General features: G+C 44.2%; 27 protein-coding genes and 1 pseudogene. 2 read left to right on the top strand and 26 right to left on the bottom strand.

All coding sequences use genetic code 11. The annotated features are described in order from the left end of the window. Positions 1 to 2 precede the first annotated feature (2 nt). From D7Y06_RS16590 to D7Y06_RS16570, 5 genes are all read right to left on the bottom strand, one after another. Positions 3 to 482 carry an S-ribosylhomocysteine lyase gene (locus tag D7Y06_RS16590; RefSeq protein ID WP_120408865.1) on the bottom strand — a complete coding sequence of 160 codons (480 nt, stop codon included), beginning with the start codon at positions 480 to 482 and terminating at the stop codon, positions 3 to 5. After that, positions 482 to 1,174, bottom strand: a complete 693-nt coding sequence (locus D7Y06_RS16585) for a 5'-methylthioadenosine/adenosylhomocysteine nucleosidase (protein WP_120408879.1) — start codon at positions 1,172 to 1,174, stop codon at positions 482 to 484. The genes D7Y06_RS16590 and D7Y06_RS16585 overlap by 1 nt, the downstream gene beginning before the upstream one ends. A gap of 25 nt (positions 1,175 to 1,199) precedes the next feature. Then, a complete protein-coding gene (locus tag D7Y06_RS16580; RefSeq protein ID WP_120408864.1) occupies positions 1,200 to 1,853 on the bottom strand; it encodes a hypothetical protein in 654 nt (217 codons plus the stop codon). Positions 1,854 to 1,936: 83 nt separating this feature from the next. Continuing rightward, on the bottom strand, positions 1,937 to 2,944 hold the full coding sequence (locus D7Y06_RS16575; RefSeq protein WP_120408863.1) for an HD-GYP domain-containing protein: 1,008 nt from the start codon (positions 2,942 to 2,944) through the stop codon (positions 1,937 to 1,939). A 114-nt stretch (positions 2,945 to 3,058) separates the two neighbouring features. Then, entirely contained in the window at positions 3,059 to 3,757 is a 699-nt protein-coding gene (locus D7Y06_RS16570; RefSeq protein WP_120408862.1) for a hypothetical protein, read from the bottom strand. A 200-nt stretch (positions 3,758 to 3,957) separates the two neighbouring features. On the opposite strand from D7Y06_RS16570, the gene D7Y06_RS16565 reads away from it, so the two are divergent. Beyond that, positions 3,958 to 5,502: a methyl-accepting chemotaxis protein gene (locus D7Y06_RS16565; RefSeq protein WP_120408861.1), complete on the top strand. Its 1,545-nt coding sequence runs from the start codon at positions 3,958 to 3,960 to the stop codon at positions 5,500 to 5,502. Between the two features lie 24 nt (positions 5,503 to 5,526). Here the strand turns inward: D7Y06_RS16565 and D7Y06_RS16560 are convergent, their stop codons facing one another. From D7Y06_RS16560 to D7Y06_RS16500, 13 genes are all read right to left on the bottom strand, one after another. Then, on the bottom strand, positions 5,527 to 6,879 hold the full coding sequence (locus tag D7Y06_RS16560; protein ID WP_120408860.1) for an MATE family efflux transporter: 1,353 nt from the start codon (positions 6,877 to 6,879) through the stop codon (positions 5,527 to 5,529). Positions 6,880 to 6,897: 18 nt separating this feature from the next. Further along, positions 6,898 to 8,130: an aspartate aminotransferase family protein gene (locus tag D7Y06_RS16555; RefSeq protein ID WP_120408859.1), complete on the bottom strand. Its 1,233-nt coding sequence runs from the start codon at positions 8,128 to 8,130 to the stop codon at positions 6,898 to 6,900. A 20-nt stretch (positions 8,131 to 8,150) separates the two neighbouring features. Then, positions 8,151 to 8,837 (bottom strand): dethiobiotin synthase, encoded by a 687-nt coding sequence (gene bioD, locus D7Y06_RS16550; protein WP_120408858.1) that lies wholly within the window; start codon positions 8,835 to 8,837, stop codon positions 8,151 to 8,153. Next, entirely contained in the window at positions 8,830 to 9,804 is a 975-nt protein-coding gene (gene bioB / locus D7Y06_RS16545; protein WP_120408857.1) for a biotin synthase BioB, read from the bottom strand. The genes bioD and bioB overlap by 8 nt, the downstream gene beginning before the upstream one ends. Before the next feature lie 37 nt (positions 9,805 to 9,841). After that, the gene (locus D7Y06_RS16540) at positions 9,842 to 10,447 is read right to left on the bottom strand and encodes a biotin transporter BioY (protein WP_120408856.1); all 606 of its coding nucleotides are present in this window, start codon (positions 10,445 to 10,447) and stop codon (positions 9,842 to 9,844) included. A gap of 125 nt (positions 10,448 to 10,572) precedes the next feature. Then, positions 10,573 to 10,806, bottom strand: coding sequence for a hypothetical protein (locus D7Y06_RS16535; protein ID WP_120408855.1), 234 nt, complete (start codon positions 10,804 to 10,806; stop codon positions 10,573 to 10,575). A gap of 27 nt (positions 10,807 to 10,833) precedes the next feature. Further along, positions 10,834 to 12,276 carry a cobalt ECF transporter T component CbiQ gene (cbiQ, locus tag D7Y06_RS28015; protein WP_120408854.1) on the bottom strand — a complete coding sequence of 481 codons (1,443 nt, stop codon included), beginning with the start codon at positions 12,274 to 12,276 and terminating at the stop codon, positions 10,834 to 10,836. Then, the gene (locus tag D7Y06_RS16525; RefSeq protein ID WP_120408853.1) at positions 12,269 to 13,270 is read right to left on the bottom strand and encodes an energy-coupling factor ABC transporter permease; all 1,002 of its coding nucleotides are present in this window, start codon (positions 13,268 to 13,270) and stop codon (positions 12,269 to 12,271) included. Before D7Y06_RS16525 ends, cbiQ begins: the two co-directional genes overlap by 8 nt. A 95-nt stretch (positions 13,271 to 13,365) precedes the next feature. Beyond that, positions 13,366 to 13,641, bottom strand: a complete 276-nt coding sequence (locus D7Y06_RS16520; protein ID WP_243119363.1) for an FtsX-like permease family protein — start codon at positions 13,639 to 13,641, stop codon at positions 13,366 to 13,368. A gap of 490 nt (positions 13,642 to 14,131) precedes the next feature. Then, positions 14,132 to 14,335 carry a hypothetical protein gene (locus D7Y06_RS16515; protein ID WP_120408851.1) on the bottom strand — a complete coding sequence of 68 codons (204 nt, stop codon included), beginning with the start codon at positions 14,333 to 14,335 and terminating at the stop codon, positions 14,132 to 14,134. Continuing rightward, complete coding sequence (locus D7Y06_RS16510; RefSeq protein WP_120408850.1) at positions 14,332 to 15,186, bottom strand: nucleotidyl transferase AbiEii/AbiGii toxin family protein; 855 nt, start codon at positions 15,184 to 15,186, stop codon at positions 14,332 to 14,334. Before D7Y06_RS16510 ends, D7Y06_RS16515 begins: the two co-directional genes overlap by 4 nt. Beyond that, entirely contained in the window at positions 15,183 to 15,776 is a 594-nt protein-coding gene (locus D7Y06_RS16505) for a type IV toxin-antitoxin system AbiEi family antitoxin domain-containing protein (protein WP_120408849.1), read from the bottom strand. The genes D7Y06_RS16510 and D7Y06_RS16505 overlap by 4 nt, the downstream gene beginning before the upstream one ends. Before the next feature lie 132 nt (positions 15,777 to 15,908). Then, on the bottom strand, positions 15,909 to 16,253 hold the full coding sequence (locus D7Y06_RS16500) for a plasmid mobilization protein (RefSeq protein ID WP_120408848.1): 345 nt from the start codon (positions 16,251 to 16,253) through the stop codon (positions 15,909 to 15,911). A gap of 272 nt (positions 16,254 to 16,525) precedes the next feature. Between D7Y06_RS16500 and D7Y06_RS16495 the strand changes: the two genes are divergently transcribed. Then, positions 16,526 to 16,834 (top strand): DUF4368 domain-containing protein, encoded by a 309-nt coding sequence (locus D7Y06_RS16495; RefSeq protein WP_330566494.1) that lies wholly within the window; start codon positions 16,526 to 16,528, stop codon positions 16,832 to 16,834. Positions 16,835 to 17,185: 351 nt separating this feature from the next. Here D7Y06_RS16495 and D7Y06_RS16490 read toward each other — a convergent pair whose 3' ends face one another. The 8 genes and pseudogenes from D7Y06_RS16490 to D7Y06_RS16455 all read right to left on the bottom strand — a co-directional run bounded on the left by D7Y06_RS16490 (position 17,186) and on the right by D7Y06_RS16455 (position 24,683). Next, positions 17,186 to 18,061 (bottom strand): ABC transporter ATP-binding protein, encoded by an 876-nt coding sequence (locus tag D7Y06_RS16490; RefSeq protein WP_120408847.1) that lies wholly within the window; start codon positions 18,059 to 18,061, stop codon positions 17,186 to 17,188. 4 nt (positions 18,062 to 18,065) lie between these two features. Then, entirely contained in the window at positions 18,066 to 18,725 is a 660-nt protein-coding gene (locus D7Y06_RS16485) for a hypothetical protein (RefSeq protein WP_016225765.1), read from the bottom strand. Continuing rightward, the gene (locus D7Y06_RS16480; RefSeq protein ID WP_120408846.1) at positions 18,726 to 19,790 is read right to left on the bottom strand and encodes an ABC transporter permease; all 1,065 of its coding nucleotides are present in this window, start codon (positions 19,788 to 19,790) and stop codon (positions 18,726 to 18,728) included. It abuts the gene before it with no gap. A gap of 82 nt (positions 19,791 to 19,872) precedes the next feature. Further along, positions 19,873 to 21,054: a HAMP domain-containing sensor histidine kinase gene (locus tag D7Y06_RS16475; RefSeq protein WP_120408845.1), complete on the bottom strand. Its 1,182-nt coding sequence runs from the start codon at positions 21,052 to 21,054 to the stop codon at positions 19,873 to 19,875. Continuing rightward, a complete protein-coding gene (locus D7Y06_RS16470) occupies positions 21,042 to 21,716 on the bottom strand; it encodes a response regulator transcription factor (RefSeq protein ID WP_016225768.1) in 675 nt (224 codons plus the stop codon). Before D7Y06_RS16470 ends, D7Y06_RS16475 begins: the two co-directional genes overlap by 13 nt. A gap of 131 nt (positions 21,717 to 21,847) precedes the next feature. Continuing rightward, a pseudogene (locus tag D7Y06_RS16465) lies at positions 21,848 to 22,200 on the bottom strand (TnpV protein). Between the two features lie 41 nt (positions 22,201 to 22,241). Further along, complete coding sequence (locus D7Y06_RS16460; protein ID WP_120408844.1) at positions 22,242 to 23,672, bottom strand: MobA/MobL family protein; 1,431 nt, start codon at positions 23,670 to 23,672, stop codon at positions 22,242 to 22,244. Positions 23,673 to 24,101: 429 nt separating this feature from the next. Continuing rightward, complete coding sequence (locus D7Y06_RS16455) at positions 24,102 to 24,683, bottom strand: hypothetical protein (RefSeq protein ID WP_330566493.1); 582 nt, start codon at positions 24,681 to 24,683, stop codon at positions 24,102 to 24,104. Positions 24,684 to 24,762: the final 79 nt, after the last annotated feature.

The raw sequence follows: 24,762 nt of genomic DNA, 5'->3' as shown, positions 1-24,762 counted from the left end.
TCCTACTCCGGATACTCCAGGCGTTCTTTTGAAATATGAAGCAGCACTTCCTCATAGAACTTCCCTGCCACATAATTTGCCATGGGAAGATTCATATCAAGATAATTTCCGCAGTCCCTCGCCGCTGCACCTGGAACTTCACCCTTAAAATCGCGCATAAACAAAAACATCTCTTTCAAAAGTTCCACAATATCCTCTGACTTGTAATCCCCTGCCAGTATAAGATAAAATCCTGTCCGGCATCCCATAGGGCCAAAATATACGGTCTTGTCCCCATATTCTTTATGATTTCTTAAAAATGTTGCCCCCAGATGCTCCATGGTATGAACTTCCGCCGTGTTCATCACGGGCTCAAAATTAGGCCGGGTCATACGGATATCAAAGGTGGTCATCGTTTCTTCTCCCACATGGTCTTTTCTGGACACATATACTCCCGGCAAAAGAGTTAAATGATTTACTGTAAAACTTGCTATTTTTTCCATTATAATCTACCTGCCATTTCTACAATTAAACGAACAGAATGTTCAATCGCTTTTTTTTCAAAGGTGGGATAATCCATCTGGGCGCTGTCATCCGCTTTGTCGGATATGGCCCGGACAATAAGGTAGGGAACTTGATTCAGATATGCCCCATGGGCGATGGCTGCGCCTTCCATCTCCGTACAGTATCCCCCAAAGGTATCCGAAAGCCATTTCTTTTTTTCTTTGTCTGATATAAACTGGTCTCCTGTCACCACCCTGCCCTCATACACGGAAATCTCAGGATTTACCTTGATACAGCTCTCCTTTGCCACCTGGCGCAAATGGGCATCCGCCGGAAAAGAAAAAGTATCCATGCTGGGAATCTGCCCGGGAGGGTATCCGAAAACTGACGCCTCCATATCGTGCTCCACGGCGTCTGTGGCCAGAACCACATCTCCGATATTAATGTCCGGAAAAAGCCCTCCTGCAATTCCCGTGTTAATCACACAACTTACCGGGAACGTGTCAATTAACGTCTGGGTACAGCAGGCAGCATTTACTTTCCCCACTCCTCCCTGGACGATTACCACCTCTGTCCCGTTTAATTTACCTTCATAAAATTCCCTGGATGCCTTCCTCGTAACCTTTACATCCTCCATCATCTCTTTCAGCTTGGCGACTTCCTCCGCCATGGCTCCGATAATTCCTATCATCACTTCCATCCTTTCTCCGGTTTCCCTATTTTTTTATCAGGGAGAGCACATTCTCCCCTAAAAGATTATTTATCTTAATCTGATTTTCCGTCAGTTCATATTTGTAGTCCGTGCTCCCGGAAGAATCTGACAGCGTAAGTTTTTCCCCTTCCATGTAATAGTTTTCATGAATCTGCATCAAAACCGTTTCATCTTCGGAAAAAATATACAGGTAATCACTTCCTGCCCTTCCGATTTGGTATGTCCCGGAAAATGGCCTGCCCTGGGAAATCCCTTCCGTCCCCTTTAAAAACCGAAGGGCCATAGGCTTTGGCTTCTCCTCAGGCTCCGTATTCCCGGAAAAATCCCCATTCAGGGTAAGGTACACATATCTTCTGTCCCACTCCACAAGATACTCCGTGAAACTATAATCCTCCGGAAGCTCTCTTGAAGTATCGTCAAAGCACATTTTTAACAGGTCTTTTCCCTGGCTGTTTTCACCAAAAGAATAGATGCCTGACTGCTCCACCTTCAGGGTACTGTCTTTATAAAAAGTAAAAACAATATTTTCAACGCCTTCCACCCTGTACTCCCCCTCCAATATCACCTGGGAGGCGGGGTGCTCCTGGCTTTTCCCGCAGCCGGATAAAAATATGACACAAAAGAATCCCAGGACAAAAATTGCGGTGTCTTTTCCCATAGGTTCACCTCTCTCCATTTGCAAACGCCTATGAATTCATTATAACGTCATAAAATGATTCCTGCAAGGGCAAACAGGCTTTGCTACTTAATTTTTCCTGCCCGGATTAGCTCCAGCAGAGCCCTTACCACAGTTCCGTCCAGCTGGGTTCCCGCTGCCTTCTCAAGCTCTGAGACGATGTCCTCCATTTTCATCCTCTCCCGGTAGGGCCTGTCGGAATTCATGGCGTCAAAACTGTCCGCCACTGCCACAATCCGCACGCTGAACGGAATCTCCTTTCCCTTTATCTCATTGGGATACCCGTTTCCGTCCAGGCGTTCATGATGGTATTCCGCCCCCAAAGCCATATCCGGGAATATTTTAATCTCTTTTAAAATGTCAGACCCGTAGGTGGTATGCTGTTTCATAATCTCAAATTCTTCGTCGGTGAGAGGTTCCGGTTTATTTAATATATGGTCGGGAATAAAAATTTTTCCAATATCATGGAGCAGGGCAATATTATGTATGTGCTCGATCTGTTCCCAACTGCAGCCAAGCTGTGTGGCAATCATCTGGGAATACTTCGCCACCCTTGCGGAGTGACCGTTGGTATACTTGTCTTTTACGTCAATAGCCTTGCTGAAAGCCCGAATCATCTGAGTCTCAAAGAGTTTGTTATCTACCTGTTTTTTCAGAAGTACTTCGGTTTTCTTTTGGGTATAAAACCATACCAGGGCTGCCACTGCCAACAGGGCAAATACAATAGAAATTACAATAAACTCCGGTTTCTCATAGAGCATTTTTTCTTTGTGGAGATAGACTTCCACCTCATTTACCGTCTCCCCCGTATTTGTGTCTAAAGCCGACAAATGGAACGTATAATCCTTCCCCTTCAGATTCGTATAACTAATGGGAGACAAAGCCGTCCCATTCTGGCTGTCGTAGAGTACAGCACTGCGCCCCCCGTCCAACAGGGGGTTTTTCTCCTCCGATGCAAAAACCTTCTTCTGTCCTCCAAAAATTATCCCCCACATAACAAGAAGGCAAAAAAAGTAAAAAGGAATAGGCCAAAGGGTACGTCCCCTTGGATCTGTTCTTTTATTTATCCTCATTTTATATTCGTCCCTATGTATTCTATCTAATTTCCAAATGTTCCGCTTATCATTATATAATGAATAACAGGAAATTCCAACCCCGGTTTATCAGAAAATATCTGGATTTCCACTCTATTTTATTACCGTGGCATTACTTATGCCATCGTCGTCATGGTACAGCGTAATCCGGTTTCCCACCAAAACACAGATAGCTCCCAAAATCGTATATATTCCTGCTGCCACATATAGCTTTGTCTTCCACTTAAAAAAATCCGACAGAAATTCTTCTTCCCCTGTTCCCGGCTCATCTGTAAAATATACCTTATTGTACAAAAACACCTGACGCTGGGCCTTATCTCCCCGTTTTACCAGCTCCATGGCATCCCCAATGGAAGAGGTCGTGTCTTTATAGGTGACAATCTCCCCGTTTTCCAGTGTCCCCTGGTATTCCACATAATTGGTATAACTTTTTGTAGTGCGGTGCCGCACCCTTCTGCTGTGCTCCTCCTGCCAGTAACGATGTGCCTGAAAGGAAACTGTGCCCAGGTCTTCTATCTCCTTAGAGCCATACCCCTTGGAGATGACAAAAATGCTGACTCCCATACACAGCACTGCCAGGAGAAAAAATAATACTCCCGTACTTTTTATCCCCGGGGAGACAAGGAGACAAATAACATAAAGCACAATCCCGGCTACCATTCCAAAAAAAGCCGTTTTTTCCAGAAAGCTGTCCTCCTTCCCGAAAAAACAAAACATCAACAGAAATGCAAATCCCATTACCCCAATCACCTGAATCCAGTGACATATTTTTTCCATATCTTTCTCCGTCATAACCGCACCTGCTTTCTTCCTTTCAACAATTTTTATTTGAAATCAGTATAGTACAGCAGAATGCCTCCGTCAACTACTCCCTGAGGAAAGAAACTGTATAAAAATATCCAAACCACCTGTATTTCTCCCCAAAAATATAGTATAATGGCAGAGGAACACCGAAAATAAAGATACACATTATGCAGAGGAAGTGAAAAATTATGGAAAACAATAAGAAAAGCTTAACGGCATTAGATGTCTACATTAACAAAGCATATCCCATCTCATTATTGGCCACCACCCTGGCCTGTTTAAGCGCAGGGATCTCCTACACCTTAAACCGGATGCGGGGCATCTTTGTTTTTACCCCCCTGTATGTATTTTTTATTTTTGACATTACAAACATTATCTATCTTATTTTAGCCGCCTATTTCATCAAAACAGGCTATGAGGACGGCAGTGTAAAGCCCGGGAAATTAAGGCAGGGGAAAATCTTTCTGATCCTTATTCTGTTTATACAGTTTAATTTCATTTTATATATGGCTCCTTCCCAGGAATTCTGGGCATTTTCTTTTCTGTTTGTCCTTATCACAGGATTACTTTTGGACACAAAAGTAGTGCTTATCACCATGGCGGAAATTAGCATTTCCCTTATCGCCGCATGGTTTATCCGTGGAGAGCGGCTTCTCCCGGCAAAAAGCGATCTTTTTGTCTCCGATATGTTTGGGAGGGTTTTCTGTATGATCCTTACCATGCTTTTCATTTACCTGAATGTGTACATGGTTTCCCATTTTCTCATTCATGCAAAAAAGGATGAACTGGAAAAGAACAATGAAAGAGTACAGAATGTACTGGATAAAGTAAAAGAAATTGCGGGGCAGTTAGAGGATGCCAGCGGCCTTCTGGTAAAAACTTCCCAGTCGGAAGCGGCCTCCACAGAGGAACTCTCCGCCATCAGTTCGGAGCTTATTGAGAGCAGCTCCCATATGCTTCATAAAACGGACAGCAGTAAGGAAAATCTGGACCACTTAGAGGAGAGCAGTAAAAACATGGAGATTCAGATGCAGGATGTGGAACAGATTGCCAAAGAGCTTATGGATAAATCTTCCTCCAGCCAGCAGGCCCTGAATAACCTGATGTCTATGAGCGGCGAAGTGGAACAGTCCACCAAACAGGCAAGGACCGTCACCGACAAACTTTTATCGGAGACAGCGGAAATCGGCGAGACATTAAACTTGATCAACGAAATTGCAGAATCCACCAATCTTTTGGCCCTGAATGCTTCCATTGAAGCTGCCCGTGCCGGGGAGGCAGGAAAAGGATTTGCGGTGGTTGCCCAGGAAGTAGGACAACTTGCCGCCGGCACAAAAAATTCCCTGCAGAACGTAAACAATATAATTGTCCGGGTACAAACCGGGGCAGACAACGTTTCCCGATTTATCAATGAAAACGCCGCCCAGGTGCAAAAACAGAACCAGGTGGTTGTGGAGACTGTGGAAGCCATCCATGAAATGATGGAGCAGTTAAAATCCACTGTTTCCGCTGTGGAGCAGGCAGTGGAAACCGGGGTGGTACAAAAGCAGGTCATCCGGGAAACCGTTTCCATAAACGAAGATATCGCCGCAGATATTAAACAGGAAAATGAGGAGTTTAACAATATTGCGGATATGCTGAAAAATAATGTAGAAGAAATTAAAACCATGACCATCCAGGTAGATACCATCAACACCATGGTAACGGAGCTGGAAAGCCTGCTGGAAAGTTAAGAAACCCCCAAAAGATTTGACGCTTTACGTTTCCTCTTCCCTGCCCAGCCGCTTATACACCACAAAGTACATAGTGAGAAAGCAGGCCAGCCCCCCTATGGCATTGGATATGGGCTCCGCCAGAAAAACACCGTCTACCCCAAATCCAAGCCTTGGAAGCGCCAGGGTAAGGGGCACCACAATAATGGCTTTCCGCAGGAGGGAAAAGAACACCGCATGTCTTGCATAGCCCAGGGCGGTAAAGGCGGACTGTCCGGTAAACTGGAAAGCCATAAAGAAAAATCCGAAAAAATACAGCCGCAGGGCGGAAACGCCCTGGGAAACCATAGCTGCATCCTCCGTAAAAATAGAAATGAGGAAATGGGGGATAAGCAGCACAAGAATCCATGCTATGACAGTGTAACCAGTGCCAAGATATGCCATAAAGCGTATCCCCTGTTTTACCCTGTCATATTTTTTGGCCCCGTAGTTATATCCTAAAACCGGCTGTGCCCCGCTGTTTAACCCGTTTACAGAAAGTGAAAGAATTTCCCGCACGGAGTTAATCACCGTCATAATCCCCACATACAAATCCCCCCCGTAGATTTTTAAGGTGGCATTGCACACCACCTGCACCAGGCAGTTGGTTCCCTGCATCATAAACCCTGCCATCCCAAGGCCTGCAATCTCACGGGCAAGTTTTCTCTCTACCCTCATATTTTCTTTTTTCAATATAAGAACCGCTTTTTTCCCCGTGAGAAACCGAATCACCCACAATGCGGATACAATCTGGCTGATTACTGTTGCAAGGGCTGCTCCCCCCACTCCAAGCCTTATCACAAACAGAAAGACAGGGTCTAAAATCAAATTTAAAACCGCCCCTATCAGGGTGGTAAGCATCCCCACTTTGGGAAATCCCTGGGCATTGATAAACCCGTTCATCCCTGTGGAAATCATTACGAAAACCGTTCCAAATAAATAGATTTTCAGATAGGCGTCCGCATAGACATAAGAAGCGTCACTGGCGCCGAAAAGATACAATACGGGCCTGCGGAACACATAGCAGAGCACAAAAAGAACCAAGGCCGCATAAAGCAAAAGGGAGAAAGTATTTCCCAGAATCTTTTCTGCCCTCTTTTCCTCCCCTGCCCCCCTGGCAATGGAAAAAAGCGGCGCGCCCCCCGTCCCAAAGAGAAAGGTAACTGCCGCAATAAAAGTGGTGAGTGGAAATACCAGGCCAACCCCGGTAAGGGCCGTACTTTCCGCCCCCGGCAGATGCCCGATATAAATCCTGTCCACCACATTATACAAAAGCTGCACTAACTGTGCCAAAATCAGGGGAATCGCCTGTGCAATAATATTGGACGAAACTTTCCCCTTAGAAAAATCCCTTTCCATGACCTGTCCTCCATATTCTTAAGACAGCCAATCTTTCATGGTGGAGATAACCTTCACCAGTTCCTCCTCTTTTATCACATAGGGAACCATTGCGTAAATATACTTCAAAAACGGCCGGGCAAACACCCCTCTCTCATAGGCAAACTGCTGGTATCCCCGGATGGTCTCCTCCTCCTTCACCTCTAAGCAGACGCATCCCCCCATGATACGCACTTCCTTTACCTTTGGGCTTTCAAACCCTTTTAGCTCCCGCCTGGTAATCTCTGTGATTCTCCGTATTTTATCCATATAATTCTCTTGTTCAAAAAGTTCAATGGATTTTAATGCCACGCTGCAGGCTAAGGCGTTCCCCATAAAGGTAGGCCCGTGCATCAGGGCAATTTCCGGATCATCCCCGTAAAATCCCTGGTAAACCTTATGGTTTGCCACAGTAACTGCATGGCCAATATAGCCTCCCGTCAAGGCTTTTCCCAGCACCAGGATGTCCGGCAGAACCTCATCCGACACAAAGCGGTATCCCGTCCTTCCGAATCCGGTGGCAACCTCGTCAAAAATCAGAAGCACATCGTATTCGTCACAGAGTTCCCTGGCTCTTTTTAAGAATGCCATGTCATACATCAACATCCCCCCGGCCCCTTGCAGTAAAGGCTCCACAATAAAGGAATTCAATTCCTGATGGTGCTTTAAAAAGGCATCCTCCAATGCGGACATCTCCGTTGGAATATGGTACACGCCCTTCTTTTCCTCAAAGGCAAAATGGTAGTCCGGGTCATCCCCCACCTCCATAGCCTTAAAGGTGTCTCCGTGGTAGGCATGCTCCAAAGCCAGTACTTTTGTCTTTAAGCTCCCCCCGTGATGGGCGTTGTGAAGGGCCAGAACCTTATCCCGGTTTCTTCCCCGGTTTATGTAATACTGCAGCGCCATTTTTAACGCCACTTCCACCGCCACACTGCCGGAATCGGAAAAAAAACAGTAGTCTAAGTCCCCGGGAAGCCATTCTTCCAGTTTCCGGGAAAGCTTTTTCACCGGCTCATGGGTGAGCCCCCCAAGCATTACATGGGAAAAATGATCCGCCTGGTTTTTAATAGCTTCCGTCAAAAGAGGATGCTTATATCCATGAATCACACTCCACCAGGAAGATATTGAGTCAATTAGCTGCTGGTCTTTAGTATAAAGGTATACGCCCTTAGCGTCAATGATTTCATAGGGCGGCCGCATAGTTTTCATCTGTTCATAGGGATACCAAATCATATTTTTCCTCTTTTCTTATTTCATTCCTCGTACAGGGATAACAGTACTTCTTTATCAATATTTAAATCACAGGCTCCATCTTCCACCCAGGCCAGTACAGGAAGCCCTGTCATAGCCTTGCACATAGCCAGGTTATCCTCCTCCATCACATTTCCTTTGTGGTAATGGTTAAATATCAGGCCTTTCACAGGCAGGCCCTTCTGTCTCATATATTCTGCCGTGAGGACAACACTGTTAATGGTTCCAAGGCCTGCGTCAGCAGCAATGATGCTGCAAAGTCCAAGTTCTCTTATTACATCCTCCAGCCAGATTTTTTCCTCATCAAAACAGATGGGGCACATAATTCCCCCGCTGCCCTCCACGGTTATGTAATCGTAGTCTTTACAAACCTTTTCAAATCCTGCTTTCACCACATCAAGTTTCACAGGATTCCCTTCTATCCGGGATGCCAGATGGGGGGAATAGGCATTCTCGTATACATAGGGGCACATATCTTTCGTCTGTTGGGAAATACCGGACATTTGTTTCACAAAAACAGCGTCCCCAGGTATGAGTTTTCCCTGTTCATCCCTCACATTCCCGCTCATGGCAGCTTTATAATAGGCTGCAGATTTTCCATATTCCTTCAGTTTTTTTATAATTAACCCAGTAATGTATGTCTTGCCTACATCCGTCCCCGTCCCTGTGATAAATATTTTCTTACTCATGGGAAAGCCTCACCTCATATCCTAACTCTTTTAACAGTTCCATATCCTTTTCCACCGTAATCCCTGCAGTGGTAAGCATATCCCCGCTGATGGCGGCATTTGCCCCGCTCAAAAAGCACTTCCTGCCTTTGTCGAAAAGAAGCCCCCTTCCCCCTGCCAGACGGATAGAGGCATCCGGGATAATAAAGCGGAACAGTGCAACAATCCGCACAAGTTCCTCATTGGAAAGAACCCTGTTCTTTTCACAGGGTGTTCCCGGAATAGGGTTTAACAGGTTCACCGGAATGGAATTTACCCCTAAGTCCCTTAGGGCAAAAGCCATATCCACCCGGTCTTCCATGGTCTCCCCCAACCCCATAATCCCCCCGGAACAGACAGAAAGCCCTGCTTCCTTTGCGGCTTTTAAGCTTTCTATTTTTTCCTGGTAAGTATGGGTGGTGCAGACCTCTTTAAAATACCTTTCCGAACTCTCCAGATTGCAGTGCACCCTAGAGGCCCCCGCCTCTTTTATTTTGTTAAACTGCTCTGCACCCAAAAGCCCAAAGGAAACGCACACCTCTATTCCCGTCTCCCGCCGTATTGTGCGGATGCTTTCACAGACCTGCTCCACTTCCCTGTCCGACAAGCGCTTCCCGCTGGTGACAATGGAATAGCGCAGGACGCCCTGCTCTTTGTTATGCCTTGCCTGCTCCAATAGTTTTTCCGTGGAAAGCAGGGGATAGGACTCTTCACAATTTGTATGGAAATGAATGCTCTGGGCACAATATTTACAGTCCTCGGAACATTTTCCGCACTTCCCGTTGATAATGGTGCACATATCAAAACGGTTCCCGCAAAAATGCTCCCGAATTTCATCCGCCCCCCGGGAAAGTTCCTCCAAAGGCGTCTCCAAAAGCTCCATAATCTCCTGTTTCTCCAATAAATCTCCCCGAAAAACCTTTTCTTTTAATTCCTGTATCCTATCCATCTCTTCCTCCTGTCTGAAAACAGATTTCAGCGTTTTCTCAGTACCCCATAGTCCTTAAGACAGGCTTTATCCGCTTTGTCACCAGGGCTGAGAGGACGCACAGAAAAATATCTCCGGGAACAATAAGCACAAAGCAGTACAAAAATAGTGTCCCCACACCAATGGGGGTATGTATTACATAATTACAAATTGCATAGTAGTATACCATGCCTGCCCCGTAGACAATCAAAAGCCCTACAAGGCATATCCCCATTAACTTCCAAAACGAAAGCCCTTCCATATGTTCCGACATCTTTCCTGTGACGTAGGCGGCCAGGATAAAACCCAGAAGATAACCAAAGCTTGGCTTTAAAATGTACCAAAAACCCCCGCCCTCCGTAAACACCGGAACCCCGGAGAGCCCAAGCAGGACATATACCCCCACGCTTGCCGCTCCTTTTTTGCTCCCCAAAAGAAGCCCTGCCAACAGCACAAACAGAAACTGCAGGGTGAAAGGCAGCACAGGTATAGGTATTTTTATGTAAGCCCCAAGGGCGGTAAGGGTGGTAAACAGGGCGCAAACCGCCAAATCCCTGGCGCCGAATTTTGCACTCCCTGTCTCTGTTACATGTGTCTTTTCTGTGGTTTTCTTTATCTTTTCCATATCTTCCTCTTTCTATTGTTAACCTTGTCTTTATTATTGGTTTACAATCAGAAGTATAGCAGAGGGCTGGGCGGGTGTCAAGAGACAGAAAAGTTTTGTTTACAGGACAAAATCCCTCCTCCATATCAAAGGCTATGTTTTACGCTAAAGCCCACGCAAGGGGCAGGTACTGAATCAGGGGAACCGGATGGTCTGTCATAACGGCCGTTTTCACCCCAACCCAGTTTAGCACTCCATGCGAAAATCCTCTTCCTCCAATTTTCCCCAAAGGCAACTTTCAGCGCCGCCGGAGCATTCACAATCATATGGTCAAGGCTTCGCCCCCTGGTCTTTAAAAATACAGATTGTCCCCCAACCACATACATTCCTCCAAAAACATAGGAAAATCAAATCAGCCCGTGTTCCTCCAAAAGCTTTTTATCCTGCAAAATTTCATTTACCGCCCCGTCCGCCGCTATTTTTCCCTGCTCTAATAAAATCACCCTGTCACAGCACTGCCCCACCATATCCAAATCATGGCTTGCAATGAGTTTTAACCCTGGAAGCTCCCTTAAAATCCCCATAAAATTTTTCCGGTTTTTCGGGTCAAGGGCCACAGTGGGCTCATCCATTAGAATAATTTTCGGGGACAAAGCTAGGACAGTTGCAATGGAAACCAGCTTTTTTTCCCCGCCGGAAAGCTCATAAATCCTCCGTTTTTCAAATCCCTCCAAATGCACCATGGAAAGGGCCGCCTCTGTGCGCTCTTTTACTTCCTCCTTATCGTACCCGTAATTCTTCGGACCAAACATCACATCCTCATATACCGTAGGCATAAAGAGCTGGCTGTCGGAATCCTGAAATACATATCCGATAAGCCTGCGAATCTCCCGGTAATTTTCTTTTTTTAAGGGAATCCCGCAGATTTGGGCTTCCCCCTCACTGTACTCCAAAAGTCCTACAAGAACTTTTAAAAAGGTAGACTTTCCCATACCGTTTCCCCCAATAAGGCCGATACACTCCCCCTCCTTCGCCTTTAGAGACACGTCCGATAAGGTTTCTTTCCCCGGATGATAAGAAAAATAAAGATTTTTCACCTCAAGGCAAAATTCCCCTGTTTCTCTGGGAATTGCCTGGGATTTTTTTAAACTTTCCCGGATTTTTTCTGTCTGAAACTCCCCCTGAAAACCCCTTAAACACATACTCTCATACACCCTTTCCGCCCTGTCCATGCTGCGGAGCAGAAGCTGTCCCGCAAAAGAGCCCCAGGCGCTGTAATGAATCCCTTTCTGCCCCGGCGCCCGGAGCATATATGCCTGGGCCATCAACTCCGCCTCCTCAAATAACACCGTAAGGTAGCGGTAAATCAAAAGCATCATAGTGACAAAAATTTGGGGAACATAAAGCATCCGAAGGGCCATGCAAATATCCATCACAGAGGTGGTGGCAATCAAAAGATACCCTGCGGACAAGGCCAAAATGCCTTTCAGAAACAGGGTTGCCATAGACAGCATCCCACCTGTAACAGGAACGCTGCCCCAATACACAATAATTTCCCTGTCAAAAAAAGGATTAAAAAGCCCCATAAAAAAAATCAGGGGTAGCACAAGGCGAAAACGCCAGATACATTCCCGGTACTTTAACTCAGACAGGGAAAATCCAACCAGGGGATAAACGGTGAGAAGCAAAACCCCGGAAAGCTGATATTTCCCCATGGATAAAAGCAAAATCAGATAAAAAAATGTCAGCAAAAGTTTCACCAGGGGATGAATCCTGTTCACCCACTGGTCTCTTGCCGACAACTGATCCATTTTGTGCAGCTTAGAAACTGCCTGACGGATTTTACTCATTTACCCGTTTCCTCTTGACAAATTTAAATACCTGGCACAAAAGAAAACAAAATGCTGCCACCAAAAGGGCTCCCACAACCCCGGAAAGAGATGTCCCCAGGGCAGTCTCACTGTTTTTTATCCCGTAATCCGGCAAAAAAGCAGTAAATTCCTGTATTTTTTCCGCCGCATGATGTGCCGCCCCTTCTGCACTAAACTCTGCCGTACCTGCCACTTTTTCCAAAGACCACTCCAATCCGTCGGGAAAGGCTGATGCAAAAAGGGAAACTACCCCTCCAAGAAACAGGGCTGTTATTCCCAAAATGCCCAGGGCCTTTTTGTAGGAAATCTTACCTCCAGCTCCCCCTTCTTCCCCTATTCCCCAGAGAAGTTCAGGCCTCGCCTCATAGACAAAACATAAAACCGCCGCAGTAATCAGCCCTTCCACCAAACCTATTAAGAGATGAATCGGCTGCATTGCCGCCAAAAATACGGGAAATGGAAGTTCTGTCACCCCTGATGCAAAAGTTTCCAGAGCTACGGAAAAAGCCCCAAGCTGCAAAGTCAGCACGCATCCTGCTACAGAGGCCGCCAGGATTTTTCCCCTTCCTGCCCCTTTTTTCATCATAGGTTTCCAAATCAAAAGCGCCCCAACAAAACATCCGTAAAAGGCCATGTTCCAAATATTGCATCCGAGGGCCAAAAGGCCCCCGTCTGCAAAAAAGAGACATTGTATGGCCAAAATCCCTATCATAGTCAAAAACCCTGCAAAGGGCCCTAAAATTGCAGACAGCATCATGCCGCCGCACAAATGTCCGGAAGACCCAGTTCCCGGAAGGGTAAAGTTTAACATCTGGGCGGCAAATACAAAGGCCCCCATCACTCCCATAACCGGAATCTTTTTCCCCTCATCCTCTAACTTCACCCTTTTTATAGAATAACCCCCTGCCCCGGCGGACAAAAGGTACATAGTGCCCGCCACTGCCGGCGCCACCAAAGCGTCTGCCATATGCATAACATTTCCTCCTGTCTGTATGTTCTGCTCTTTATTTTATGCAATCTTGCACTTCGGCGCAAGCCCCGGGTGGGGTTATATTTGTCCTTTTCTTTTTACTCTGTCCTTAACCGCTCTATGATACTCTGCTTCTCCAGATTCCTGAAGCAGAAGAAGGGAATCAGCACCGCAAAAGCCAGGAGGATGGGGGTGCAGGCCATCATGGGCATCAGGGTGAAATGGAATGTACTGAACCCATTGGCTGTCATGGCCCGGACGCCGATGCCGACAGCCAGTGTACTGGCAATGTAGGAAACAGCCAGAGTAATGACCGCATAATCCAGGCCCTCGAAAATCAGCATCTGATGCAGCTGGCGTTTGGTCATACCCACGAACTGGATCATGGCAAGGCAACAGATTCGGATTCCCCATGTGAAAGCACCTCCGTTATGAAGTGACTTTTGTCAAGAAGTAAAATTAAAAACAACAAACTTTTTTCCCTGACAAAACCCACATTTGTTTTTGGAAGATATCTTGGAGAAGCCCTCTGATTAACAGTTCCCGGCATTTGGCCACTCCGTTATCCGTGGATTGGTTACCTCAGGTCAATGGTCCGCCGTGGGTTCTGCTGTCCAATTGCGTGGTTCAATGTATTCCTACACTGCCGACATGGAGGTGCCGCAGATAACCCAAACCTTGAAATACCAAAAGGCTTCTCCAAGATATCTTCCCTGTTGCTTTATTACTGTCATTTTTAGTTGCTGCGGATTACGCAGCTTTTCCTGCTTAATCCGCTTGGCTGCCATCCATCAGAGTGACGGCCGGCTGTCAAGGGCTGCGCAGCAGTTTATTTACCCTTGACGGGCGGTTGGCAGCCTGATATTACACCATGCCGATTTCATATTGTTCCTTTGCGAGCGCCCGAATGTCCGGGCGTTTATCGTGCATCTTCTTTTTCAGCCAGGAAATCTGCTCCTTTGAAAGCCGGCAGGGGAGATTCAACAGGCGGTTCATTGCCGCCATTTCAGATTTCTTTTCCGGCGGCAGGGAGGCGCAGGTTTTGCAGTAATGCCCGCGCTTTTTCATTCCGATTCACCGTCCTCTGTCAGAGCATACAAACGGTGGACCGCCCCCATAACGGTGTTCCATTCCAGATCAGCCGCATAGGAAAATTTCCTGCGGTAAGCGGACCAAAGCGCCTGCATCGCATGGCTGTTTTCTACTTCGGAAAACACTTCCTTCGCTTCTTTCAAACACCCCTCGGTCCCGCGCTTGCGGGCGGTAGCAAGGAGCGCGTGGCGGAGAATATCGGAATCCAGCGATCTTCCATGAAGCTGTTCCAGAATGTAGAGGTCATAAAAATCCCTCATACGGGTGTTTGTTATGGTCCGGGCAATCATTGTTTCCAGCTTTTCCGCAAGTACGGTTTCCAGATTGTACGCCCAAATATCAATGGAGCGTTCCTCCAGCATAAGCCGGAACCTGTACCGGACTGCCCTCGGCGTAATCACATCCCCGGTAGAAATATCAATTTTCAGCGGTGTCACCACCCCGTCAAAGACAGTGGCCATGCTGACCCGAATCCCCGGATACTCGGCCTCGTCCATGATTTCCGAAATGCTTTTCACCTGGAACTCCACACCGTCCTCAATGGGGACTGCTATGATAGAGGACATCAGATTTTCAATGTCCTCCACATTCACGCTGGCCCCTCTGACGGTTGCGTCTAAATCCATTGTAGACCGGGCATCCAACCCTACCATTGCGGCAACCAGCATCCCGCCTTTCAAAATAAAGTTATCCCGATATTCAGAAAGGGAAATACGTTCCAGGAAACGCTCCATCATATAGTTCCGCATCAAAATCTGTGCGTCCGCCGATTTCTCCTTTGCGAGATTGCGGATCAAATCTTTCAGCTGCCTTGCTGTCTTTATCATAATAGCACCTCCAAATACTGCCGCAAAATTTTTTCAACCCGGAACAGCCCTGCATACTGCATCAGCCTCCGCAGGTTTTTCTCTTTCCTGCGGGCGTACATTTTGAGCGCCCCTTGAAATGTCTGCATCTCAATGCTGCTCCGGCAGCGAAGCAGGTCGCAGATGGTCCGCTCCATATCATAAGCCGGAACCGTATGCCCGAAAGGGGTTTGAGCCGTACTCTTTCCGACGTCATGCAGCTCCGGTTTTATGGTGTAGACCAAAATCCCGTCCGCTTTCAATCTGGTCGTGCTGTATCCCCGTCTGACGGTAACGGAATAGGGGGAAGGCTCCCGGTCGGTCAGAGCATGGAAAAACAGCGCCGTTTCATGGGAAAAAATCCCCTGGCTGCATCGTAAATGGAGCAGGTACATCCCATCGACCCAGGCATCCGGCGATACATAAACCCCATGTGCCGCCTGTTCTAATTCTTTTTCCTTCACATAGTTGTAAAAAACGGATTTTGGAATCCCCCGTTTCACCGCCTCTGATGTTTGGAGCATACCGCGCTGTCCCTCTAAAATCGTGTCCAGCTGTTCAAACTGTGTCATGCCATCACTTCCTTTCGTGCTACTATTATACACGATTGTAGCACGAAAGGAAATAGCGACAAAAAGAAAAAGCGGAGGAAGGCGCGGCGAAGAACGCCGTTCCTCCCTCCGCAGATGGGGCAGATTGTCCGGTCAGGAGAGTTTGGAAAGCTGGGCCAGTATCTTCTGCACACCGTCCCAAAGCTGTTCCTGCCACTGGGATATATCCTCCAAATCAGCATCATAAACCCGCCCGGTTTCATGCACTTTACGGGTCAGCTGGTTCAGGTTGTTGCTGGAATAGCGCATCAGGGATACCAGCTCCTTCAGCTCCGGCAAATCCAGCTTTACCACATAACCTTCCAGCGCCATTTTCCGCAGGTAGGCTTCCCGGTTGACGGTTCCAAGCTGGGACATTTTCTGTTCTATCAGGGCCAGCTCCTTCGGGGAAACCCGGAAATTCACCTGCACATCCCGTTTCCGCTTTGCTGCGCTCATCGTTCCGGTTCTCGTTTCTTAGGGGCGGCGGGTTTGCGTTCCGGCGGCTCCTGTTTGAGTTTTTCCAGGACGAAGCCTTTCTCCGGGGCTTGAAGGACTTTCCGCACCTGCTTCAAAAACAGGTCGGTCAACGCTCTGCTGAAACAGAAAAGGAAATGAAGCGCAGGTAGCGGGAAGTCGGACAGGCGAGGAAGCGGATAGCAGAACTTGACCGTATCTTCAAGAGGATTTATGAGGATGACATCAGCGGAGCAATCAGCCATGACAGATTTTTGAAGCTGTCCGCAGAGTATGAAGCGGAACAGCGGGAACTGGAAGAAAAGGTCAAGGCAGACCAGCAGGAAGTCGATACCTACGAACAGAACATGAGTGACTTTGACAGCTTTTCCGCGATTATCCGCAAGTATGTAGGCATAAAAGAACTCAACTCTACAATAGTCAACGAATTTATCAAAAAAATTATAGTCCATGCGCCGGAAAAGGTGGACGGGAAACGGGTACAGAAAGTAGATATTGTTTTCAACTTTGTAGGGGAAATCAATTTTCTTTCTGCCACGCAACCGAAACAGCAAGGCGCATAAGGAAAATGCGCTCGTTGAGCGCAAGAAAAAACGGTACAGCCCTTGTAATTGGGGCTATACCGCCTAATCTGAAATTACTTCCCTCTAACCGTAAACATTTGATTTTCCAGGGTTTTTGAGCAATTTTGATACGCTCCCGCCAGCCGATTAACGCTTGGGTAACTGGAAACACTTGATTTTACTGGATTCTTGGAATATGGTGTTGCAAACACGTTACAAACGCAGGGCTTCTCATTGCTCCTCATCACACCTCGGAATTATAAAGGAAGGAGATGGCACAAAACATGTATCTCCTTCTTTAATCTTCTCTCACAATTTTATTCCCATTTTATATTTTAATATGAAAACTCTCTACTCGTATTGATTCGTCACATAAATATAAGCATCTTCCAACGTTGCAGGAACTGACATACACTCCAATTCTGGCTGTATTTCAGAAATCACTCTTAACTGTAATCCACCCTCAACGTACTGTTTTGATGTAATACGATATTTCTGTTCCACTTCTCTTGCTTTTCTCTCATCAGGTACTTTGCAAATCCAGATTTTCCCCTGTGCTTCTTCCGCTAAATTCTTCATAGAACCCGCATATAAAAAGCTGCCTTTGTGCATAATTGCAAGTTGATTACAGGTAGCAGCCAAATCCTCTACAACATGAGTTGAAAACAAAACCGTTCTATTTTCAGAAAAGTCTACCAATAAATTACGAATACGAATACGTTCTTCTGGATCTAAGCCAGTAGTTGGTTCATCTACAATCAAAAATTCTGGTTCATTCAAAAGTGCCTGCACCAATCCAACTCGTCTTTTCATCCCGCCTGATAACTGTTTCATTTTCTTCTTCCGATGTTCTATAAGACTGGTCTTTTTCAAATAATATTCTATTCGTTTTTTACATTCCGCTTTCGGGACACCTGCTAGATCACCCATATACTCCAAACACTCCTGAACAGTCAAATTGGGATAAAGTTCTATTTCCTGTGGTAGATAACCTATTTTCCTCTGAATTTTTTCATAATTTCCTTCACTATATAAAATCCCATCCAATGTGACTGTACCGCTAACTGGTTTCAATACAGTAGTTAATACTCTCATTAAAGTTGTCTTTCCTGCTCCATTTTCTCCCAACAGTCCAAATATTCCATTAGGTATATCTAAATCTGCATGATCGATTGCTGTTACACCATTCTTAAATCTTACCTTTAAATCCTCAATATGAATACTCATAAACTTATCCTCTCTTTCTAACTATCTTCGGCAATGCTATAAATAAAATGAATCCTATACAAATACACAAGGCTTTCCCATACAGCCATGTAATATCATCAGTATTTTCTATATCTCTAAAAGCATAGGAAAATAGATTCCATGCCCCAAAAAGTTTATCTCCTCCTGTGGAATTTGTTGCTACCCATATCAAAAGACAACTTCCAATCCCCATCCACATATTGCGAAAAAGCATAGACAATGTATTAGCCAATATTCCCCAAAAGAAAATGGTTACTACAATCGCCAAAAAATAGGCAATAAATTGAAGCATTTCACTTTCTGTTACTGGATGCGTAACTGGTTTCTGAAACACAAAAAATAGCCCGTATCCGAGAACAGCAAGCAGCAACAAGAAAACTTCCTGTATCATCATTCGCTGCATGATGGAATGAATTCTCTTTTTTATCCGATACAGTCTGTGGACTTCGGAACGTTTGCTTGTAATTTCCTGCACATAAGTATCTGCACAAAAAACAACAGTCAATATTGCAAAAGGTCCCTCAACGGAAAGTCCTATTTCATTTGTGAATACAACCCCACGTATCAAGCTTAAAATCACAACAAAAGATACTGCATAAGCAATCTTATAAAACGGCAGGACAATCTTCATTTCCTTCTTCATTTACATCCGCCTCCTCTTCCAAAGCTGTATCGAAAATAAAATAATTACTACAGATGCTAAAATAAGAAAACTCTGATTTAAGAGTACCATTGGCGGCGGTGTCGTATCAAAAAGCTGCCCGGGAAATCGAACCATGATTGCCAAAGGTCTGCCCCAATATCCATAAACACCTTCCGCATTTCTTCCCCCCATGTTGGAATACACCATATAAAGAATTAAAAGTGGCACACCCGGAAGTGGATTTTTAAATATAAGTGAAATCAATGTATATATACTCACAATCATCAGCATATTAGGCAGTATATAAAGTACCGTAGAAACCACAAAATCCCATAACTGCACTTCAAATCCACTATCCTTTGTATAGATGCGGCACAATATCCAAAACAGTATATTCAAAATAGCCAGCACAAGCAAACAAATTGTAAATCCTGCACTCACTTTTCCCAGTACATACTTCCCGGTAGTCACGGGCTTTGTGTGCAGCAGTTCATAAGTATGCTTTTTTGTATCTTGTAAAAATAAAACCGCCAACATAATAGTTGCAAAAAATACCATATACAGCCCTGCAAAATCAGCAAATTTTCTTGCGTAATAAAAAGAAAATGTCTTATCTTCCAATTTTTCATCTAGATATGCGTTGATTTCTTCTGCCGTTCCCTTATAATACGTACTGTCCTCGTACAAATATCTTGCCCCGTACCAGTCATATTCCTGTTCCAGGTACGCATAGGCTTCTTTCAAATTCATGTTTTCTAGCTTTTCAATTACTGTCTGTGCTTCTATATCCGATACTTCAAACACATCTGTCAATTTTATTTTTACTTTTTCATGCCATAGTTCCCGATGCTTTTCTGTGTCAGCTGGAATATACCCCTCATACACTTCTCCTTCAACCGAAGTGTTGGACTGATCATTGATGATTTCCTCCCCCGTTGTAAGATAATGTGTGGTCAGATAGGGACTTGTTGCACTAAACACACCATAAATCACAAGCACAATCCCCACCCAAAATAACGGTCGCTTTAGATAATTTTTAATCTCTCTTTTAAAAATAGCAATCATAGTTTTGCCTCCTTTCCTTGTTATAAATATCATAAACTGCATATCACAACAAAAAGACAACAACATAAAAAAATCGGACTGCTCATGCAATCCGATGAAATACTGCTGTTATTATGGCTCCACCATGTTCTTGATTTTCTAATAATAACTTTCCATTATGTTTTTCACAATACATTCTGCTGATATACATACCCATTCCTGAATGTTTCAAACTGTCTTTCATATTTTGCTGATAAAAAAGTTCTGTTGCCTTTTGCTTGTCTATTCTAAATCCCACTCCATCATCCTTTACTCTGATTTGTAATTTAGAGCAAGTAAGGAGAGCTTCCATTTCCACTTTTGTCTTGGCATAACGAAAGGCATTTGACAAAAGGTTTTCTATAACCTCTAAAATCACTTCCTTATCTCCTGAAAATTTTTCTGCTGTTTCCAAACATTCTAATTCGCATCGCTTTCCAAATTTTTTCTCAAACACATTCAGCTCTGCCCGTATATCTATTTCTAACTGCTTACTTGTAATTTCTTCTGCCACCAACTCCCTTGCATCTAAACTGCTCATTTTTCGCATTGTTTCTACAAACACGTCCATTCGTTCAATCTGCTTTCTGCTCTCGCCTATCATTTCCAGTGCCTGAGCTATATCTATCTCTTTCTTTGGAAGATATTCTGAAAGCATTTCCTGATAGCCCTCCAATACAGATAACGGAGAACGGATATCATGTGCAATCGCAGCCCGCAAAGCCTTCTCTTCCTCAAGCATTTTCCATAACTGGCGATTATTCTCTGCAAGCTGTTTTCTCATTCGTTCAAATTCTTTGCACAAGCTTCCCATTTCATCTTTATTTTCATAGGTAATATGAAAATCCAAATTATTTTGACCAACTTGTTGTGACGCCAGTTCTAGTTCTTCAATGGGATATTTCAATTTATGCTTATAAAAAAGAAACACCGCTATGATATTGCCTATCACAGACACGATAAGTGCTGGAAACGTCTGAAGAAAATCACATATCTCAGATACATGATAATCAAAGTTTTCCATTTCATATGAATTCGGTCTCGGAACGTCTGTTAAATACTCCCTTCCGTCACCTTCAGCCATTTCAAAATACTTCTCTTGATCTACATATTTCCACCAAATGTTATTTTGTATTGTGGTTGCTGTTCGTATAATCAATGCAGAAAGAAAAAAACTGATTATTAAGCTAACTATCATATACAAAACAATGGTTTTTCTCAGCGAAAGATTTTTTATTTTGTCCATTTATATCCCATCCCCCATACTGTTTCAATATATTCATGCTGCGTATATTGATTGATTTTTTTACGGATTCTGCGGATCAGTTCTGTCACCGCTCGACTATCGCCTTCTGCGTCATATCCACTAATCTTTTCATAAATACGTTCTTTATCAAACACAATTTCAGGGTTCATAGACAGAAATTCAATAATGTTATATTCTGATTTTGTAAAATCTATCGCTTGTCCTTTAATTCGCACATTCTTACAAGTATAATCAATAATCAAATCTCCATAAAATCGCTGTTCTGTTTTCCTGTGTAAACGTTCCTCACGTTTCAAGTGGGCAATAATTCGGGCGTCTAATTCTTTCAAACTAAATGGTTTTAAAACATAATCATCACCGCCGGACAGCAATCCCATAACTCGATCCTGTTCCTCTACCTTTGCCGTCAAAAAAATAATCGGGCATGAAACCGTATCTCTGATTTTTCTGCACACTTCAATTCCATCCATTCCCGGCATATTTACATCCAATAAAATAATATCGGGATTTGCACTTATCTTTTCCATTGCTTCTATGCCATTTTCTGCAATAATCACTGTATAATTTTTCAATGTAAAGTATTGATTCAGCATTTTTAGCAATTCTCTATCATCATCAACCATTAAAATTTTATAGTTCATAAATTCCACCTCTGACTCTAATGTTATCTTTTCCTTATAGTATAGCTTATAAAAAACAACAAATAAACAACAATTCCTAAAAGGCGATAGCCTTTCTAAACTGCCGCCTTTTCTCCTTCATTTTATTTCCATTATTGATAAATCATCTCCTTATCCACAATCTCCCTCGCACATGCTTGTATATTATTCATTCTCCCAATCCACTCTAAGGTATCATCTACCTTTAACTGTTCCGTGATCCCCTGTGCCTGTTTCATCTGCTCTACAATCCTTTCAAACCGTTCCTGAGCCTGTTCTTCTATATCCGCCAAATAATCATTCAACCTTCCACTTGTAAGCAGATTCAAATATACACCCTTGTGATACTCTTTAGATAATGTAAATGTCTTTGTCCCCATACGCCGATAAATCTCTGCTCTTCCTCCTCCGGCAAGGTAAGACAGGGGATAAGATAATCCCCTTGTCTGATATAAGTTCCGCCCATTTCTTCAAATATTGTTTTCTTCATTGTCTGTTCCACCTTTCTTATCGTTCTCTATCCATAGATTTTTTCTTAACTGACCGTTTCGACTGCTGTCTGCCTTCCTGCTGATAGCGGTGCAGCTTTTCCAGTACGCTTGCTTTTTTCGGTTGTTCTAACGTATTTTCTTTCTTCTGCCCCGTCTGATTTTTCCATGCCCGCAGTTCTTCATTGTATTCCATAATTAGTGCTTCTGCTTTGTTATAAACCTTCTGAAAGGCTTGCACATTGGGATAGCCTTCCCTCTTTACTATCTGTTCCAAACTCTTGTGCAGACGCTTTTCCAAATCCTCTAACAGTTCAATTCGCCCCTCCAGAGATTTTCGCTCTTTGCCTTTAAATAGTCCTCGTAACTCTGACAGTTGCTTTTTCAAAGAAGAAATATCCTGCTGTGTGCGTTTTATCTCTATTGACTGTCTCTGCAATTCATACATGAGCTTCTGCATATCTTTCCATTCCTGCAAATCAATCTTTGGTACAGGTTTCGGCGGTAGCTTAAATTTGAAAATCACTTCCTGTAAAAAGTCTTTTGCACCTCGGATAATCTGACGGAACATATCCGGCAGCCAACCGTGTGTCCTGATAGATTGCAGCGTTTTGTCCGTGATTTTTTCCTGCTTTATCTTCAAAATATCTTCTTCGGGAACACCCTCGACTAATGCCACATCAACTGTCCGATTCCATTCCTGCCTTGCCGCATTGTCCGCCTTTATCTCCCCTGCCTTCGGATTATTCTTTCCGATTTTCTTCGTTGCCAAATATACACCGCCCTGTTGGAATACGGATAGTTTTTCTGATTCCTCTTTTACATATCGGTTGATCGTATCGGTAAACAGTTCCTTGACTTCTTTGGTAAAGGCTTTGTTCTTAAACCATTCATCCTTTTTTGTGAAGATATGGCTTTCATAAATTTCCCCTTTGGGGATAATGCTGCACCCGGCTCGGATATTTCCCTGCTCGTCTAAAACCTCTTTCTTTGTACGTCTATGCTTTCCCTGCTCATCATAAAACATATTTCGGGTAGCAATCTTTACTTCGGGCTGTTCCAACATTTTCCGTTCACTGAATACCAGATGAATATGATAATTCGTCTTTGCCTTGTTGTGATGAAGGGCAGCACTACACTCCACACCATATCTTTTATGAAAACTCTCCGTAAAAAGCCTTACCACATCATCTGCCCTGTACTGAACAAAACTTTCGGGAAGTGCTATGATGAACTCTCGCCCTTCAATACATTTCCCTGCCGAACCACTTGTCTTAAAATCCAACTGGTTTTCTCTTGCAAGATTTTTCCAAAACTCCGGTGTTGCCCCTTCTGTCTGATAGGTCGCATAGAGATATTCCTGTCTTTTAGGATTGGAGATATAATCAATACGCCCTGCCACATCGGACAGCTTGCTTTGTCTGATAAATGAATGTCTGCCTATAAGCATCCTCCTTTCCCAGCTCTCGTCGATTTTATTGTGAGTAGGTGCATAGGCACCTGTTTACGAACTGATTGCCGTATCCGGCATAAGCCTCGCAGAGCGAAATACACAGAGTATAAACCGTAGGTTTGTGCGATGGGTGTATTTCGCTCTCAATCGCCGAGGGCTGTTTTTGTATTACATAATCTGATTATTACTCAGACTTGCGATTCCATTTATGGGCGTATCCGCCCTTTTGATCTGCCCGTATCCGAGCTGCTTAAACATCTCCAACACTCCCTTCTGCTAAAAATAAAATAAATTCAAAAATTACACGTATAAGCGTATAAACGTATCTTCCATACTTTTCAGAAACCTGTAATCCCTTGATTTTCCTGAAGATATACGCTTATACGCTTCTTTGGGAAATTCTTTTTTATCTGTTTTTCATCCGTATCAACGATAGTTATCTATGCGTATCTGCGTATGAACCCCCTGAAATCCTCTGGCATTTTTCCCATTGTCTGAGGGAATATTCGTAGAATAATGAATGTGATACTTCTTTTCATTTTCTTTTAAGTACCCCGAAAAACTTTTTGCACTCATAGGCTTTTCCGTATTATCTTCACACCAGCGGCAGTATGCTTGATAAAGATTCTTAGAAGTCGCTGTTGTATTTTCTTCCAACCGGATATACCCGGATGACTGCATAAAAGCGATAATGTTATTCCCGGATTCCATAGCTTCGTGTAGATTTTTCTTTGCACGTTCGCTGATGGTAAAGCGATATTTATTTTTCAGTAAGCGTTTCAATCCCTCCAGACACCAAAGGAAAATATCGTCTGCTTCTCTTTGCAGTTTCTCAATCAGATAGGGATCATCTACTCTGTCTGGCGGCACATCTTTGACCGTAAGGATAATCTGTCTGCGATAAAATCCATAGGAACGGTCATGTAAAGCACTCAGACTTCCGTTTCCAAAGCAGAGAAATCTGACATATAAATTCCCCTGTACGCTCTGTTTTGACTTCCTTTCCAAATCCATCTTGGTGTTAGTATATAAGTGTGGACAGAAAAAGTTGAACAACCTATACTATCAAGTGAAAGAGCAAAGGAGA

The sequence above is a fragment of the Roseburia sp. 1XD42-69 genome (genome assembly GCF_003612565.1).
Lineage (GTDB): Bacteria > Bacillota > Clostridia > Lachnospirales > Lachnospiraceae > Roseburia_B.
The sequence above is the reverse complement of the archived record's forward strand: the minus strand, read 5'-3'. Positions and strand labels throughout refer to the sequence as shown.

Coding starts and splice junctions, on each gene's coding strand:
- D7Y06_RS16515 (WP_120408851.1), bottom strand. CDS start 14,335: ATGAAAAAGCGCGGGCATTACTGCAAAACCTGCGCCTCCCTGCCGCCG.
- D7Y06_RS16525 (WP_120408853.1), bottom strand. CDS start 13,270: ATGCATATGGCAGACGCTTTGGTGGCGCCGGCAGTGGCGGGCACTATG.
- D7Y06_RS16560 (WP_120408860.1), bottom strand. CDS start 6,879: ATGGAAAGGGATTTTTCTAAGGGGAAAGTTTCGTCCAATATTATTGCA.
- D7Y06_RS16505 (WP_120408849.1), bottom strand. CDS start 15,776: ATGACACAGTTTGAACAGCTGGACACGATTTTAGAGGGACAGCGCGGT.
- D7Y06_RS16555 (WP_120408859.1), bottom strand. CDS start 8,130: ATGATTTGGTATCCCTATGAACAGATGAAAACTATGCGGCCGCCCTAT.
- D7Y06_RS16580 (WP_120408864.1), bottom strand. CDS start 1,853: ATGGGAAAAGACACCGCAATTTTTGTCCTGGGATTCTTTTGTGTCATA.
- D7Y06_RS16490 (WP_120408847.1), bottom strand. CDS start 18,061: ATGAGTATTCATATTGAGGATTTAAAGGTAAGATTTAAGAATGGTGTA.
- D7Y06_RS16510 (WP_120408850.1), bottom strand. CDS start 15,186: ATGATAAAGACAGCAAGGCAGCTGAAAGATTTGATCCGCAATCTCGCA.
- bioD (WP_120408858.1), bottom strand. CDS start 8,837: ATGAGTAAGAAAATATTTATCACAGGGACGGGGACGGATGTAGGCAAG.
- D7Y06_RS16460 (WP_120408844.1), bottom strand. CDS start 23,672: ATGCTTATAGGCAGACATTCATTTATCAGACAAAGCAAGCTGTCCGAT.
- D7Y06_RS16475 (WP_120408845.1), bottom strand. CDS start 21,054: ATGGACAAAATAAAAAATCTTTCGCTGAGAAAAACCATTGTTTTGTAT.
- D7Y06_RS16575 (WP_120408863.1), bottom strand. CDS start 2,944: ATGAGGATAAATAAAAGAACAGATCCAAGGGGACGTACCCTTTGGCCT.
- D7Y06_RS16500 (WP_120408848.1), bottom strand. CDS start 16,253: ATGAGCGCAGCAAAGCGGAAACGGGATGTGCAGGTGAATTTCCGGGTT.
- D7Y06_RS16570 (WP_120408862.1), bottom strand. CDS start 3,757: ATGACGGAGAAAGATATGGAAAAAATATGTCACTGGATTCAGGTGATT.
- D7Y06_RS16485 (WP_016225765.1), bottom strand. CDS start 18,725: ATGAAGAAGGAAATGAAGATTGTCCTGCCGTTTTATAAGATTGCTTAT.
- D7Y06_RS16565 (WP_120408861.1), top strand. CDS start 3,958: ATGGAAAACAATAAGAAAAGCTTAACGGCATTAGATGTCTACATTAAC.
- D7Y06_RS16585 (WP_120408879.1), bottom strand. CDS start 1,174: ATGATAGGAATTATCGGAGCCATGGCGGAGGAAGTCGCCAAGCTGAAA.
- D7Y06_RS16470 (WP_016225768.1), bottom strand. CDS start 21,716: ATGAACTATAAAATTTTAATGGTTGATGATGATAGAGAATTGCTAAAA.
- bioB (WP_120408857.1), bottom strand. CDS start 9,804: ATGGATAGGATACAGGAATTAAAAGAAAAGGTTTTTCGGGGAGATTTA.
- D7Y06_RS16540 (WP_120408856.1), bottom strand. CDS start 10,447: ATGGAAAAGATAAAGAAAACCACAGAAAAGACACATGTAACAGAGACA.
- D7Y06_RS16480 (WP_120408846.1), bottom strand. CDS start 19,790: ATGATTGCTATTTTTAAAAGAGAGATTAAAAATTATCTAAAGCGACCG.
- D7Y06_RS16590 (WP_120408865.1), bottom strand. CDS start 482: ATGGAAAAAATAGCAAGTTTTACAGTAAATCATTTAACTCTTTTGCCG.
- cbiQ (WP_120408854.1), bottom strand. CDS start 12,276: ATGAGTAAAATCCGTCAGGCAGTTTCTAAGCTGCACAAAATGGATCAG.